Genomic DNA, 13,479 nt, shown 5'->3' on the forward strand with positions numbered 1-13,479 from the left:
CGGACGACAGTTCTGCCCGCCGATTTATCTGCCTCGGTAACGTATCCCACGCTATGTCCGGAATCACGTACGAGGACTTCTTGGACCTGTCCTACACGCCGACCGAGACCGACCTCGTCTGTACGTTCCGCATCGCCCCCGCCGACGGGATGAGCATGGAGGCTGCGGCGAGCCGCGTCGCCTCCGAGAGTTCCAACGGCACGTGGGCAGCCCTCCACATCGACGACACCTTCACCGACATGGGCGCGACCACATTCGCAATCGACGGCGATACCATCAAAGTCGCCTACCCCGCGGGCCTGTTCGAGGCCGGCAATATGCCGCAGGTGCTCTCCTGTATCGCAGGGAACATCATGGGGATGAAAGCAGTCGACACCATCCGGCTGGAGGACTGTGAGTGGCCCGAAGCCATCGTCTCGGGCTACCGCGGTCCCCAGTTCGGCTCGGGCGTCCGGAGCGAGATCTTCGGCGTCGAGGACCGGCCCATCCTCGCGACCGTCCCGAAGCCGAAGGTCGGTCTCTCGACGGCCAAACACGCCGAGGTCGGCTACGAGGCGTGGGTCGGCGGCGTCGACCTGCTGAAGGACGACGAGAACCTCACCGACCAGCCGTTCAACCCCTTCTCGGACCGGCTGACCGAGAGCCTCGCCATGCGCGACAAGGCCCAAGACGAGACGGGCGAGGTCAAGAGCTACCTCGTCAACGTCACCGCCGAGACGAACGAGATGCTCGAACGCGCCGACGAGGTCGCCTCGCAGGGCAACGAGTACGTCATGGTCGACGTCGTCACCTGCGGCTGGGCGGCCGTCCAAACGCTCAGAGAGCGGTGTGAGGAACTCGGCCTCGCCATCCACGCCCACCGCGCGATGCACGCGGCCTTCGACCGCCTGCCCGACCACGGCGTCTCGATGCGCGTCCTCGCACAGGTGTCGCGGCTCTGTGGCGTCGACCAGCTCCACACCGGGACGGCGGGACTCGGCAAACTCGCGAACGAGGACACCGTGGGTATCAACGAGTGGCTGCGCTCGGACCTCTACGGCATGACCGACGTGCTGCCGACCGCCTCGGGCGGCCTCCACCCTGGCCTCGTCCCGGCGTTGATGGACGCGACGGGCACCAATATGTGCATCCAGGTCGGCGGCGGCATCCACGGCCACCCCGAGGGGACCCGTGCGGGTGCGGCCGCGTTCCGACAGGCCGTCGACGCGACGGTCGCGGGCGTGCCGATGGACGAGTACGCCGCGGACCACGCCGAACTCGCGACGGCACTGGAGAAGTGGGGGACGGAGACGCCACGGTAGACTGTCGCGTATACCCACAATCCGACGATTTTTGAGGGGATACCCGTTTGTGAGCGTATGGTCTCGGTCTCCGCGAAACAGCAGCGGTACGCCGTCGTCGGCCTCGCCCTCCTCCTCGTGTTCAACCCGTTCTACCTCGACGGGGTGCTCCACTTCGACGACCCGAACCGCTACGAGTACCACGCCGCAGCGGTGGAGTTCAGAGACGACGGCACGCCGGACCTCCCACTGGATCTCTACGGCCGCAGCCTCGACGACGAGATGGCCTGTTTCCTCACGGAGGACCGGGGCTGCGCGCTCGAACAGCACGTTCTCGACCACGGCGGGTCGATTCCGACGGACGAGGACCGCCCCTACGCGACCTACGACTACGTCTACGTCGACGGAGCGTTCTACTCGGTCGAGTACACGGGGACCGACGACGGGGCTCGAATGCACCTGAACGAGACGACGCGCGAGACCGCACTCGGTGTCGTCTCGGAGCCACTGGCCTTTGCTTCAGACGGCGCGCAAGAAGTCGTCCGCGACGGCCCGGTCACCCGCCGGACGGCCATCCCCGACGCGTACCAGCTGCTCGTCGACGACGGGAACTACTACGTCGTCTACGCCGAGGAGGGGCGGTTCTACGGCGAGGACTCCTTCGAGCGGCGACGGGGAACCGGAACGGCCATCGAGACGGCCATCTCGGCCGTCGGCGTCCTCGTCGGTCTCGGACTGTGGACCGTGGTCACCGGTCGCCGCTAACGCGCGTCTTCGACCGCCGCTCGAACCTCTTCCGTGAGTTCGTCGAAGTCGGGGTTCTCGTCACCCTCGCGGACCCACGCGTACGTGACGACGCCGTCGGTGTCGACGACGAACGTCGCTCGTTCGGCGACCTCGACCATCCCGTACATATCCTCGAGGACGGCGTCGTACTCGTGGATGACCTCGTGGTCCCAGTCCGAGAGCATCGGGAAGTTGAGGTTCTCCTGCTGAATCCAGATGTTCTGTGCGAACGGGAGGTCGACGCTAAGACCGTAGACCTGCGCGTCGAGGTCGTCGAACAGATGCATCGTGTCCCGGAGCGCGCACATCTGGTCCGTACAGCCGCTGGTGAACGCCGCGGGATAGAACGAGAGGACGGTCGGCCCGTCGGCGACGGCGTCGCTGAGGGTAAACGGTTCGAGGTCGTTGTACGCGTCACCGCCCGCTTTCGGGACGGTGAAGTCTGGTGCGGTGTCTCCGATGTCGACCATATCTCTCACTGGGGCGGTCGGTATTTCACGGTTCCCCCGACGGGACTCGCCGTCTGCGTCGACTACTGGCCCGATTCCAGCCACGGCTCGGTCGTCTGCTCGCCGAACAGTTCGCGCATGAGCATGACGATGCTCTCCGGCGGGAACTGGCCGCGTTCGGTGACGATGGCGTCGATGTAGCGCGGCGGCGTCACGTCGAAGGCGGGGTTGACGACCGTGGGGTCACCGATGGCCGCTTTCTCCTCGGGCGAGATGATCTCCGACTCGTCGCGCATCTCGATGTCGACGCTCTGGCCGGTCAGCGTCCCCGGATGCAGTTTGAACGTCTGGGCGGCGACGACGACGGGCGTTCCTCTATCTCTCGCGTTGACGGCCAGCCCGCTCGTCCCGATCTTGTTGATGACGCTGCCGTCGGCGGCGATGGAGTCGGCTCCAACCATCACGTGGTCGACGTCGTTAAGATACCGCCGGGCCGCGCTGTCGACGATGAGCGTCACGGGGACGCCGAGTTCGTGCAGCCGTTCGGCGGTGATGTGGCCCTGGTTCCGCGGGCGGGTCTCCTTGACGATGGCCGTCAGCTCCTTGCCCTGCTCGACGGCTGCTTCGACGCACGCGAGCACGGCCGTCGAGTGGCAGTGGGTCATGATGCGGTCGCCGTCCTTCAGGCGGTTGGCACCGACCGCGCCGAGGTCCGTCTGCGACCGTTCGAGCCGGTCACAGAACCGGTCGGCGGCAGCGACAGTGTTCGAACGAAGGTCCTCGACCGTCGCGCCCTCCATCCCGTGGAGGACGTATCGGAGGGCGTTCGGGAGGCTGACCGCCGTCGGCCGGGTGTCGTGGAGGGCGCGTGCGGCAGCGCGGAGTTCGGCGCGGAACGTCTCGGGCGTCTCGGCCTCGCTCTCGACCGCCTGCGTTCGGAGGGCTGAGGCCGCGGCGTCGGCGATCTTCGCCGCGCCCCGAATCTCCATCGTCCCGATGTCGTCGGCGACGCGCCGGACCTCGGGACGAACCCGAATGTGCGGGTCCATGACACATTCTACGACGCCGAGGCATAAAAACCGGAGCCCGATGTTCACACCCGCTCGACCAGTGCCTCGTCCCGGCTCCGCACCCGGACCGCCTCGCTCTTGTCGACCAACCGCTCGGCATCCGTCAGCTTCTCCGCGCTCTCGGCGTGGACGGTGAAGAGGGGGTCGCCGGGGACGATCTCGTCGCCGACGCGACAGTGGAGGACCATCCCGGCCGCCTTGTCTCGCGGCGCGCCCGCCCGCCGGGCAATGTCGCTCACGAGGCGGTTGTCGACGTGGGTGACGACGCCCGCGCGGTCGGCGGCGACGGGGAGTTCGTGACGGCCGGGGACGAGGTCGTCGACGGTCACGTCGGGGTCGCCGCCCTGCGCAGCTAGGATGTCACGGAACGTCGCGAGTGCCCGTCCCGAGTCGAGAATCTCGGCCGCCTCGCCGCCACAGCCACAGCTCTCGAGGAGGATGTCGGCCAGCCGGAGGCTCTTCAGTCGCAGTTCCTCGGGACCGTTTCCGGCGAGCGTGTCCAGCACGTCCCGCGCTTCGAGAACCGGACCGATACCGCGGCCGATGGGCTGGGAGCCGCGCGTGATGGTACACTCGATGTGCATCCCGAGATGGTCGCCGACGCGTTTGAAGTCCTCCGCGAGTTCGCGGGCCGCCGCGAGGCTCTCGACTTTCGCCCCCTCGCCGTAGGGGACGTCGATGACGATGTGCGTCGACCCCGCGCTCTTCTTCTTCGAGAGGACCGAGGCGATGATCTGTCCCGGGGGGTCGATAGAGAGCGGCGTCTCCGCGCGGATGATCTTGTCGTCGACGGGCGAGAGGTTGACCGAGCCGCCCCAGACGAGACAGCCGTTCGTCTCCGTGACGATCTCCTTGATCTCGTCGAGCGAGAACTCCACGTCGCAGAGCACTTCCATCGTGTCGGCCGTCCCCGCGGGGGAGGTGACCGCCCGCGAGGAGGTCTTGGGAATCTTGATACCCGCGGCGGCGACGATGGGGACGATGATCGGCGTGACGCGGTTGCCCGCGACGCCGCCGATGGAGTGTTTGTCGGCGACGACGGCGTCGTCCCACTGGATGGCGTCGCCGACCTCGGCCATGCACTCCGCGAGATACATCGTCTCCTCCAAGGAGAGCCCGTTGGTGTACGTCCCCGTCACGTACGCGCCGAGTTCGACGTCCGAGAGGCGGTCCTGTTTGATGTCGAGGACGATTCTGTGTAACTCGTGTTTGTCCAACTCGATGTCGTCGAGTTTCTTCTTGATGTAGTGGACGGCGTTGGGCTGTGGCGCGGGAATCACGTCGACGTCGCCGGTGACGTAGCCGAGCCGTCGCGTGACGCCGAGCGTCCCCGGCTCGACCAGCTCGTCGGTGAACTCGACGATGCCGATGGCCGTGCGGCTGTCGTATTCGATCTGAATCCGGTCGAGCGGGTGGACGCCGAGTTCGGCGGCGTCGACGGTGTTGAGGAGGACGGTCGGCGCGCGCGAGCCGATGTCGATATACTGGGCGGCCAGCTTCATGCGAGACATAGTCTGTCGATGTATAAATACTTCCCCGCGAACCGTCGAATTCGCGAAAAGCCCATGCACCAGGCTAGTGTCGTCCGTTTCTCGCCCAACGAGAACCACGCTCTCTTTATATGCTGTCACCGGGCGTCGTCTCATCTGTACAAGGTGAACAAGATGAGCACTAACACATTCCAAAGCAAGATCGGCGGTCTGACTGTCACCGGGAAAGCCCACAGCCTCAGTGCGTGGTTCGTCCTCGCACTCCGGCTCATGATGGGGTTCGCGTTCACGTACGCTGGCGTCGAGAAGGTCCTCGGCCCGGAAGCGTTCAACGCACGCGGCTACCTCATGTTCGCCGTCCCCGAGAACGGCGGCCCGGCCGTCGGCTTCCTGCAACTGTTCGCGACGAACGACCTACTCCTGGCCTTCGTCAACGTCGCCGTTCCGTGGGGTGAACTCGCCATCGGACTGGCACTCGTCTTCGGCGTCCTGACCCGCTTTGCGGCGTTCTGGGGTGCCGTGATGATGCTCATGTTCTACCTCGGGAACTGGGACGTCGCCCACGGCGTCATCAACGGCGACTTCACCTACATGCTGGTGTTCCTCGCCGTCGCCGCCTTCGGTGCAGGCCGCATCCTCGGTCTCGACAGCTACATCGAGCAGTACGAGATCGACGGTGAACCGCTCATCGAGAAATACCCGATGCTCGACTACGTCCTCGGGTAAACCACCCGAGGGGTCGACACGGGTCCGCGCCGATCCGTTCGACGCCGCGCCGATCTGTTCGACGCAGCCGCTGTGACGTTTTCTCCGGCCAAGTGCCGACGTTTTTGATTCCGAAGTCACTCCGATGCTTCCGACCGCTGAGTCACTGTTTTCGCCTCGCACCGTCTCCCCCGAGGTCAAATCGTCGCTGCCGAGGACACTGTCACTCGGCGTACAGCGAGTAGAAGATGACGACGAACCCGAACAGGGTGAGAAGCGAGTCCATCAGGATGCTCGTCGTGAGCTCGATGTTGAACACCTGGTCGAGCACGCCACCGAGCAGCGAGCCGAGGGTGACGATACCGAAGCCGATGGCGAGCAGCTTCAGTGCCTGCGCGCCGGTCCGGCGGTAGGCCTTGTAACTGAAGAACGTGATGAGCCCGCCGAGGACGAGGATGCCCGTCTTGGCGACGACGATGGCCGTCGCGATGGTCGTACTGGCGACCATCAGGTCTGCCTCCTGACTTCGGCCCACATCGAGGCGAGGCGGTCCTCCGGTGCCCCGGCCTTCAGTTCGAGCGTGACGTCGAAGCTCCGGTCCTCGGCGAGCGCGATGGTGACCGAGTCGAACGCGACCCCGTAGCGGGTGGTGTGGTGGCCGTCGGTCCGCAGTTCGGTCGACTCGACCAGCAGTCCGGCGTCGGTCAGACTGTCCAGTTTCCGGTACGTCGTCGAGAGCGGCACGTCACAGGCGTCGGAGAGTTCACTTGCAGTCATCGGTTCGGAGAGTGCTCGAATCATCGCCCGTGAGGGCGGGTCGTCGAGTGCGTCGAGCACGGACTGGAGGTCCGCTTCGTCCTTGGGGGACTGCTCACGCAACATTGTCGGCACGTTGAAACGCAGGCCTGCTAACTGTTGCGGTCAGCCGGAGGCGTCCCCGTTTGTCACTTTCGGCCGCTCTCCTCGGCGTTCGCCCGGTCGTAGGCGTGTGCGTTCCGCAACTCGCCAGCCCGAGCCAACACCGACGGCGTCCGACAGACACCTGACTCACCCGCCGCCTGCGGTACGGTGCAGTTGTTACAGTTCTCACAGACCGCACGAGTGTCGGCCGCCACCGACCCCTCCTCGTCCAAGAGCCGCGCTGGCAACTCGGGTTCGGCGTAGAAGGGCCGGGCCATCCCGACCATGTCGCAGTCACGTCCCAACAGCTCGTCCATCTCGCCGCGCTCGCGGATGCCTCCCTCGGCGAGCACCGGCACGTCGACCCGCTCGCGGACCTCGCGACACAGCCCGGCGTTCCACGCAGGCTCGAAATCGTACCACAGCGACTCGACCCAGTTGCCGAGTGCGACGAGCGCGGCACGGCCCGTCCCGCCGAAGCTCTCGGCGTAGCCGTCGCGGAACCGCTCGTCGCTCCACGCCCGCGCCGGAAACTCACCCTTGACGATGCTCATGTCCCAGAATACGGAGCCGGTGACCGGAACGAGCGCGTCGTAGCCGACGTCGGCCAGTCGCTCGCAGATTGTCACCGCCTCCGCTCGGCCCAGCCGCTGCCGGACGAACGGCGGTGCCGACGTCTCGGCGGGCACCTTCGTCATCAAGGGGACGTCGCCAGCGCGTTCCCGGATCTCGTCGTGGACGACTTCGAGGAAGCGGACGCCGTCGCCGAACTCGTCGTCGCGGCGGTTGTAGAAGGGCGAGAGGAACTGGTGGACGATGCCCATATTCGCGCCCGCGAGATGGACGATGTCGTAGCCTGCGTCGACGGCGAGCGCGGCCGACCGGCCGAAGTCGGCGGCGAGTTCGTAGACCTCCTCCGTGCTCATGACGTGAGCGTCGTACGCGAGGAACCCGGCCCGGTCGAGCAGGCGGAGCAGTCGCGGCGGCCGGGAGACGGCGAGCTGCTGGAGGTCGGGATGCTCGCGCCGGTAGGCGGCGTGCCACGTCTCCATGCTTCGCAGGCCGCCGTGTTCGAGTTGGATGGCGATTGTGCTCCCATGGCGGTGAATCGCGTCGGTGAGTCTCCGGAGGTCGGCGGCGAAGTCTGCGTCGGCGAGGGCGGTCATGTTCGGTGCGGCACAGCCCCCCTCCGCGCGGACGATGGTCGCGCCCTGACAGACGAGCCCCGCGCCCGCCTTCGCGGCGGGTTCGAGGTCGGCGACGAGCGTGTCCACTGCGTCGGGACCGTTGCCAGCACATTCGAGCAACGGGGCGCGGTAGAGGCGGTTCGGGACGTGGACGCCACCAACGACGAGCGGGTCTTCCAGCCGCGGCATGGTCGGTCGTCGGCCGCAGAGAGCAAAAGCCCACGCCCCGCGGTAGCTCGATTCACACCAAGTTTCAAGCCGTGACTCGCCGAACGGCTGGCAATGTCACAGGCTGAACCCTTCCGCTACGACGCCGAGGTCAAGCCCGGCGAGGTACGTCACATCCGCTACGAGATAAGCGAGACGTACATGGGCGACCCCGTCGAGATTCCGGTCACCGTCGTCAACGGCGAACACGCCGGGCCGACCGTCTGCATGACCGCGGCCCTCCACGGCGACGAACTCAACGGCGTGAAGGTGCTCCAGGAGGTCGCCGACGCGTACGACCCCGCTGAGATTCACGGCACACTCGTCTGTATCCACGTCTGCAACGTCCCCGGCTACCTCGCCCAGCAGCGGTACATCCCCATCTACGACCTCGACCTCAACCGCTCGTTCCCCGGCAAGGAGCAGGCGAACACGGCCGAGCGGATGGCGAACGTCATCTACAACCGCTTCGTCAAGCAGTGCGACGTCGCGCTCGACTTCCATACGTCGACCCGCAACCGGACGACGATGTACCACGTGCGCGCCGACATGGCGAACCCGGAGGTTGCCCGCGTCGCCCGGGCGTTCGGCGCGAACGTCATCCTGTCGGGGGAGGCCGACGCCGGGTCGCTGCGGACCGTCGCCACCACCAACGGGACGCCGACCATCACCATCGAGATGGGCCGCGCCCACCGCTTCCAGCCCGCGCTCATCGAGCGAGCACTGGAGGGTGTCGAGAGCGTGCTGGCGGAGTTCGGTGTCCTCCCCAACGAACCGGTCATCTGGCCGGGCTGGACGCGGGTCATCGACGCCGAAGCCGAGAAGACCTGGCTCCGCGCGGACCGCGGCGGCCTCGTCGAGATGCAGTACGGCCAGGTCCCACTCGTCTACAAGGGCGACACCATCTGCACAATCTCGGACCACTTCAAAACAGAGGAGAAACGGATCGAGGCGCCCTTCACCGGTCTCGTCGTCGGCGTGCTCCAGAACCCGGTCGCCGCGCCCGGCCATCCGCTGTGTCACCTGGTCGGCGTCGACGACGCGACGCTGGCGGAGATCGAACGCGAGATCGAGAACGGCGAGTTCTCCGAGCGGCCCTGGGCCTGAACGCCAGTCAGCGACGGACTTCCGGACCACCCTCGCTCGCGGTCTCGACGGCGACGTCGTCGGCCCCGACCTCCTCGTGGGTGTGGTGGTAGAAGCGGAGTCGCGGTGCCTCGGCTCCCGCGACCGGCTCGAAGCAGACCCGGCGGTACATCCTGTTGTCGAGGAGGTTTACCATGACCCCGGCGTCGTGTTCGGAGACCGAATCGTAGGCGACGTCACACACCGGACAGACCTCGGCTGCGTCCGCAGGGACTTCCATCAGCCGTCACTTGGCCGCCGGAGACAAAACGTTGCTGTCGGCGGAAGTCCGCGACCGTCGACGACTCGCCCCGAACATTCGAAAACCGGTGTGTGGCTGCCCGGCGAACAGCCGTCGGCGACGCCGGAACACAAGAGTTGTAACGTCCGGTAGAGCACAGAGTCACATGAGCACGGACGACAGGGTCGGCTCGCGCTTCGCCGACCGCACGGCCCTCGCGGTCGTCGGCGTCACCCTCCTCGCCCTCGTCGCCCGACTCGTCGGCCTCGGCACCCGCATCATGCACTGGGACGAGGGACGAGTCGGCTACTGGATCCTCCGCTACCACGAGACGGGCGAGTTCTACTACCGGCCGATCATCCACGGTCCCTTCCTCCCAATCGTCAACGACTACGTCTTCACCTACCTCCCACCGACCGACTTCAGCGCGCGGCTCGTCGTCGCGCTCGTCGGCGGTCTCCTCCCGCTGACCGCGCTGCTCTTCCGCAGTCGCCTCCGGAACTCCGAGACCGTCGCGCTCTCGCTGTTTCTCGCGTGTAACCCGCTTTTCGTCTACTACTCGCGGTTCATGCGGAACGACATGATCGTCGCGGCGTTCTCGCTGGCCGCGCTGGGCTTCTTCGTCTACGGCTACGACCGCGGCGACCTCCGGTATCTGTGGCCCGCCGGAGCCGCGCTCGCACTCGGCTTGACGTCAAAAGAGAACGGACTGCTCTACATCGTCTGTTATGCGGGTGCGGCGTTCGTCCTCTTCGACCACCGACTGCTCCGGCGCGCGCAGGCCGGGACGTCGGTCAAACAGACACTCCGCGACTACTCCGTCTCCGCGAAGACGGGGCTGAGTTCGTGGGCCGGCGACGTCAAGACCGGGCTGTTCTGGGCCGGGACGCACACCGTCGGCGGCGTCGTCGCCTTCCTCCTCGTCATCGTCTTCTTCTACGCCCCGCGGCCCGACCTCTGGCAGGCGTTCGGCGACCCCGCACTGTTCCTCGACGTCGTCGACCGAGCGACCGTCGGCGCGTGGCAGGAGTTCTACGGCCAGTGGGCCTCCGGTACCCACCAGACACACGACTATCTGCCCTATCTCTTCGACATCCTCGAGACGATGGTCTACGGCGCGGGCGTCCTCTCGGTCTTCGCGCTCGTCGGCGTCGTCGTCGACGGCTACACTTCCGGGCGGTCGCGCGACCTCGTCGCCTTCGCGACCTACTGGGGAATCGCGAGTCTCATCGGCTACCCCGTGGCGACGGACATCCAGGCACCGTGGGCGGCCATTCACATCATCGTCCCGCTGGCCATCCCGGCCGCCGTCGGTGCGGGCTACGTCTACCGGACGGCCCGCCAGTCGGTCGCACTCGAGGACGCCGTCGGCACGGGAATCGCCGCATTGGTCGTCCTCTCGGCGGTCGTCGGCGTCGCCGGAGCCAACGTCGCCTACGTCGACAGTGCCGACCGGGAGAACACGGAGGTCCTCCAGTGGGCACAGCCCGAGAACGACCTGAAGGACACGCTGGAGAAGGTCCGGCGCGTCTCACAGGCCAACGAGGGCGAGGACGTGCTGTTCTACGGGACCAAACATCCCCGGACCGGCAGCGTGTTGTTCTACGTCGAAGACGAGTCGAACCCGCTGGCCGGGCCGAACTGGCACAGCCGACTGCCGCTGCCGTGGTACACCGAACGCTACGGCGCGAACGTGACCAGTACGCCCCCGGAAGTTACGGCGACTGAGATGGCACAGGACGCACCGCCGGTGGTCGTCGCCTACGACTGGAACCGCTCGGAACTCGAATCGGCACTCCCCGGCTACACGGTCTACCAACACGACTTCAAGCTCTGGAACGAGGAGATCGTCGTCTTCGTCGACGAGTCACAGCTCCCCGCTGAGCAGGCGAGCGTCCGGGAGCCTGCCGGCCAGCAGTTCGACTCGCGCCGCCTCGACGCACGCGCCGTGGTCTGACACCGGCACATTCGTTCTCTCGTCCGGAGACGTCTTCCGACGGCCAAGATACGCACGTTCTCGCATAGCTCGGCACAGTGGGTGGTAACTCTTATGCAGGTTCGTCCGAAACGGCCGACCGTGACAGCCACCGTACCCGGCCCGACGCTCGGCGTGGTCGGCGGCGGACAGCTCGGACGGATGTTGGCCGAGGCGGCCGCTCCGCTCGGCGTCGAAGTCGTCGTCCTCGACCCGACACCCGACTGCCCGGCCAGCCTCGTCGCCCGCGACCAAGTCCTCGGGAGCTTCGACGAGGCCGACGCCGTCCACGACCTCGCTGCCCGCGTCGACGCCCTCACCTTCGAGATCGAACTTGCGGACCCCGACGTGTTGGAGGAAGTCAGCGAGGAGTACGACATCCCCGTCCACCCCTCGCCCGACACCCTGCGGATGATTCAGGACAAACTCGTCCAGAAGGACACGCTCGGCGAGGCGGGCATCCCCATCCCCGAGTTCCGGCAGGTCGACGACGCCGACGACCTCCGCGACGCCGTCGAGGAGTTCGGTGCCGTGATGCTCAAAGCCCGCACCGGCGGCTACGACGGCCGCGGCAACGTGCCCGTCACCTCGGTCGACGAGGCCGAAGACGCGCTCGCCGACATCGGCCACGCCCCCGCGATGGCCGAGGCGTTCGTCGACTTCGTCCGCGAGGTGTCGGTCATCGGCGTCGTCGGCGACGACGAGACCCGCGTCTTCCCCCTCGGCGAGAACGTCCACGAGGCGGAGATTCTCCGCGAGACAGTCGTCCCGGCCCGCACCAGCGACGCCGTGACCGAACGCGCGAAGGAGGTTGCCTACGACGTGCTCGACCAGTTGGAGGGGCGCGGGGTGTACGGTATCGAACTCTTCGAAACGAGCGGGTCGCCACGCGACTCGGACCCGTCGAGCGGGCAGGGCCCGCGAGACAGCGGCGGCGAGATTCTCGTCAACGAGATCGCTCCTCGTCCTCATAACTCCGGCCACTGGACCATCGAGGGCGCGATGACCTCCCAGTTCGAACAGCACGCCCGCGCCGTCCTCGGCTGGCCGCTCGGGTCAACCGCCCTCCGCGCGCCGACGGTGAGCGCGAACATCCTCGGCGATATTGAGGAGAACCAGCCCGCCGAACTCCACGGTGTCGACGGCGTCCTCGCTGCCGACGGCGTGAGCCTCCACTGGTATGGCAAACACGAGGTGCGGCCCCTGCGAAAGATGGGCCACATCACCGCCGTCGGCGACGCGGAGAGCCTCGCCAGCACCGACGGCCACGACGTCGCCGACGGCGGCGGCGACACGGGCGGAAACGACGTCCCCGACGTCGCCGTCGACGACCTCCTTGCAGCGGCCCGCGACCACATCGACTCACTGACGTTCGACCCATGACAAGCGTTCAAGACCTCATCGACCGACTGGAAGCAGAGGCAGCGGCAGACAGAGACCCCGAGACGACGCCCGACGTGGGAATCATCATGGGGTCCGACTCGGACCTCGACGTGATGTCGGGGGCTTACGACGCCCTCGAGGAGTTGGGCTTCGCCGAACAGACCGACTTCGACGACCCGCCAGAGGAACGGTTCACGTACGAGAGCTACGTCGTCTCGGCGCACCGGACGCCCGAGCTGATGTACGCCTACGGAGAGACCGCCGAGGCCCGCGGACTCGACGTCGTCATCGCCGGTGCGGGCGGCAAGTCGGCGGACCTGCCGAACATGACCGCCTCCATCGCCTATCCCCTTCCCGTGATCGGCGTGCCGGTGCAGGAGAAGTCCGTCGACTCGGTCATCGGGATGCCGACCGGCGCGCCCATCGTCGCCGTCGACGCGGGCAAGTCGTTCAACGCGGCGTTGTCGGCGGCGCAGGTGTTGGCCCGACAGCACGACGAGGTGCGGGCGGCACTCGTCGAGTACCACGAGGATCTCGTCGGTGGCGTCGCCGAGGTCTCGCGCGACCTCCACGACCTCGGCCACGAGACGTTCCGTGAACGTCGGTAAGACGGCTCTGAAGTAGTGTCTATCCCACCCCCGTCGGTCCCCTTCAGCCCCCTCATCTCTCGACTGGACTGAC

The 13,479-nt window shown here is 66.8% G+C and carries 14 protein-coding genes; 7 read left to right on the plus strand and 7 right to left on the minus strand.

Features of this window, described 5'->3' with window-relative positions; genetic code table 11:
- The first annotated feature begins 53 nt into the window (after positions 1 to 53).
- Together rbcL and BLR57_RS05965 are read left to right on the plus strand one after the other, a co-directional pair.
- Positions 54 to 1,301 (plus strand): type III ribulose-bisphosphate carboxylase, encoded by a 1,248-nt coding sequence (gene rbcL / locus BLR57_RS05960; protein ID WP_089695090.1) that lies wholly within the window; start codon positions 54 to 56, stop codon positions 1,299 to 1,301.
- A gap of 57 nt (positions 1,302 to 1,358) precedes the next feature.
- On the plus strand, positions 1,359 to 2,045 hold the full coding sequence (locus BLR57_RS05965; protein ID WP_089695092.1) for a DUF8127 domain-containing protein: 687 nt from the start codon (positions 1,359 to 1,361) through the stop codon (positions 2,043 to 2,045).
- Here BLR57_RS05965 and BLR57_RS05970 read toward each other — a convergent pair.
- The 3 genes from BLR57_RS05970 to BLR57_RS05980 all read right to left on the minus strand — a co-directional run bounded on the left by BLR57_RS05970 (position 2,042) and on the right by BLR57_RS05980 (position 5,087).
- Complete coding sequence (locus BLR57_RS05970; RefSeq protein ID WP_089695094.1) at positions 2,042 to 2,536, minus strand: redoxin domain-containing protein; 495 nt, start codon at positions 2,534 to 2,536, stop codon at positions 2,042 to 2,044. The genes BLR57_RS05965 and BLR57_RS05970 overlap by 4 nt on opposite strands.
- Before the next feature lie 62 nt (positions 2,537 to 2,598).
- Positions 2,599 to 3,564, minus strand: coding sequence for a ribose 1,5-bisphosphate isomerase (locus BLR57_RS05975; RefSeq protein WP_089695096.1), 966 nt, complete (start codon positions 3,562 to 3,564; stop codon positions 2,599 to 2,601).
- A gap of 44 nt (positions 3,565 to 3,608) precedes the next feature.
- Entirely contained in the window at positions 3,609 to 5,087 is a 1,479-nt protein-coding gene (locus BLR57_RS05980) for an AMP phosphorylase (protein ID WP_089695098.1), read from the minus strand.
- A 162-nt stretch (positions 5,088 to 5,249) separates the two neighbouring features.
- Between BLR57_RS05980 and BLR57_RS05985 the strand changes: the two genes are divergently transcribed.
- Positions 5,250 to 5,801 (plus strand): DoxX family protein, encoded by a 552-nt coding sequence (locus BLR57_RS05985; RefSeq protein ID WP_089695564.1) that lies wholly within the window; start codon positions 5,250 to 5,252, stop codon positions 5,799 to 5,801.
- 202 nt (positions 5,802 to 6,003) lie between these two features.
- Here the strand turns inward: BLR57_RS05985 and BLR57_RS05990 are convergent, their stop codons facing one another.
- The 3 genes from BLR57_RS05990 to BLR57_RS06000 form a co-directional block, all read right to left on the minus strand.
- Complete coding sequence (locus BLR57_RS05990; protein WP_089695100.1) at positions 6,004 to 6,288, minus strand: DUF7521 family protein; 285 nt, start codon at positions 6,286 to 6,288, stop codon at positions 6,004 to 6,006.
- On the minus strand, positions 6,288 to 6,662 hold the full coding sequence (locus BLR57_RS05995; protein ID WP_089695102.1) for a winged helix-turn-helix domain-containing protein: 375 nt from the start codon (positions 6,660 to 6,662) through the stop codon (positions 6,288 to 6,290). The genes BLR57_RS05990 and BLR57_RS05995 overlap by 1 nt, the downstream gene beginning before the upstream one ends.
- Before the next feature lie 62 nt (positions 6,663 to 6,724).
- The gene (locus BLR57_RS06000) at positions 6,725 to 8,056 is read right to left on the minus strand and encodes an oxidoreductase (RefSeq protein ID WP_089695105.1); all 1,332 of its coding nucleotides are present in this window, start codon (positions 8,054 to 8,056) and stop codon (positions 6,725 to 6,727) included.
- 93 nt (positions 8,057 to 8,149) lie between these two features.
- Between BLR57_RS06000 and BLR57_RS06005 the strand changes: the two genes are divergently transcribed.
- Positions 8,150 to 9,181: a succinylglutamate desuccinylase/aspartoacylase family protein gene (locus BLR57_RS06005; protein WP_089695107.1), complete on the plus strand. Its 1,032-nt coding sequence runs from the start codon at positions 8,150 to 8,152 to the stop codon at positions 9,179 to 9,181.
- A 7-nt stretch (positions 9,182 to 9,188) separates the two neighbouring features.
- Here BLR57_RS06005 and BLR57_RS06010 read toward each other — a convergent pair whose 3' ends face one another.
- Positions 9,189 to 9,440 (minus strand): DUF8145 family protein, encoded by a 252-nt coding sequence (locus BLR57_RS06010; protein WP_089695110.1) that lies wholly within the window; start codon positions 9,438 to 9,440, stop codon positions 9,189 to 9,191.
- A 166-nt stretch (positions 9,441 to 9,606) separates the two neighbouring features.
- On the opposite strand from BLR57_RS06010, the gene BLR57_RS06015 reads away from it, so the two are divergent.
- From BLR57_RS06015 to purE, 3 genes are all read left to right on the plus strand, one after another.
- Complete coding sequence (locus tag BLR57_RS06015; RefSeq protein WP_089695114.1) at positions 9,607 to 11,397, plus strand: flippase activity-associated protein Agl23; 1,791 nt, start codon at positions 9,607 to 9,609, stop codon at positions 11,395 to 11,397.
- A 120-nt stretch (positions 11,398 to 11,517) separates the two neighbouring features.
- Complete coding sequence (locus BLR57_RS06020; protein ID WP_089695567.1) at positions 11,518 to 12,798, plus strand: 5-(carboxyamino)imidazole ribonucleotide synthase; 1,281 nt, start codon at positions 11,518 to 11,520, stop codon at positions 12,796 to 12,798.
- Entirely contained in the window at positions 12,795 to 13,406 is a 612-nt protein-coding gene (gene purE / locus BLR57_RS06025; protein WP_089695117.1) for a 5-(carboxyamino)imidazole ribonucleotide mutase, read from the plus strand. The genes BLR57_RS06020 and purE overlap by 4 nt, the downstream gene beginning before the upstream one ends.
- The last annotated feature ends 73 nt before the right edge of the window (positions 13,407 to 13,479 follow it).

The sequence above is a fragment of the Halogranum gelatinilyticum genome (genome assembly GCF_900103715.1).
In the GTDB taxonomy this organism is placed as follows: Archaea; Halobacteriota; Halobacteria; order Halobacteriales; family Haloferacaceae; genus Halogranum; species Halogranum gelatinilyticum.

Coding starts and splice junctions, on each gene's coding strand:
- rbcL (WP_089695090.1), top strand. CDS start 54: ATGTCCGGAATCACGTACGAGGACTTCTTGGACCTGTCCTACACGCCG.
- BLR57_RS05965 (WP_089695092.1), top strand. CDS start 1,359: ATGGTCTCGGTCTCCGCGAAACAGCAGCGGTACGCCGTCGTCGGCCTC.
- BLR57_RS05970 (WP_089695094.1), bottom strand. CDS start 2,536: ATGGTCGACATCGGAGACACCGCACCAGACTTCACCGTCCCGAAAGCG.
- BLR57_RS05975 (WP_089695096.1), bottom strand. CDS start 3,564: ATGGACCCGCACATTCGGGTTCGTCCCGAGGTCCGGCGCGTCGCCGAC.
- BLR57_RS05980 (WP_089695098.1), bottom strand. CDS start 5,087: ATGAAGCTGGCCGCCCAGTATATCGACATCGGCTCGCGCGCGCCGACC.
- BLR57_RS05985 (WP_089695564.1), top strand. CDS start 5,250: ATGAGCACTAACACATTCCAAAGCAAGATCGGCGGTCTGACTGTCACC.
- BLR57_RS05990 (WP_089695100.1), bottom strand. CDS start 6,288: ATGGTCGCCAGTACGACCATCGCGACGGCCATCGTCGTCGCCAAGACG.
- BLR57_RS05995 (WP_089695102.1), bottom strand. CDS start 6,662: ATGTTGCGTGAGCAGTCCCCCAAGGACGAAGCGGACCTCCAGTCCGTG.
- BLR57_RS06000 (WP_089695105.1), bottom strand. CDS start 8,056: ATGCCGCGGCTGGAAGACCCGCTCGTCGTTGGTGGCGTCCACGTCCCG.
- BLR57_RS06005 (WP_089695107.1), top strand. CDS start 8,150: ATGTCACAGGCTGAACCCTTCCGCTACGACGCCGAGGTCAAGCCCGGC.
- BLR57_RS06010 (WP_089695110.1), bottom strand. CDS start 9,440: ATGGAAGTCCCTGCGGACGCAGCCGAGGTCTGTCCGGTGTGTGACGTC.
- BLR57_RS06015 (WP_089695114.1), top strand. CDS start 9,607: ATGAGCACGGACGACAGGGTCGGCTCGCGCTTCGCCGACCGCACGGCC.
- purE (WP_089695117.1), top strand. CDS start 12,795: ATGACAAGCGTTCAAGACCTCATCGACCGACTGGAAGCAGAGGCAGCG.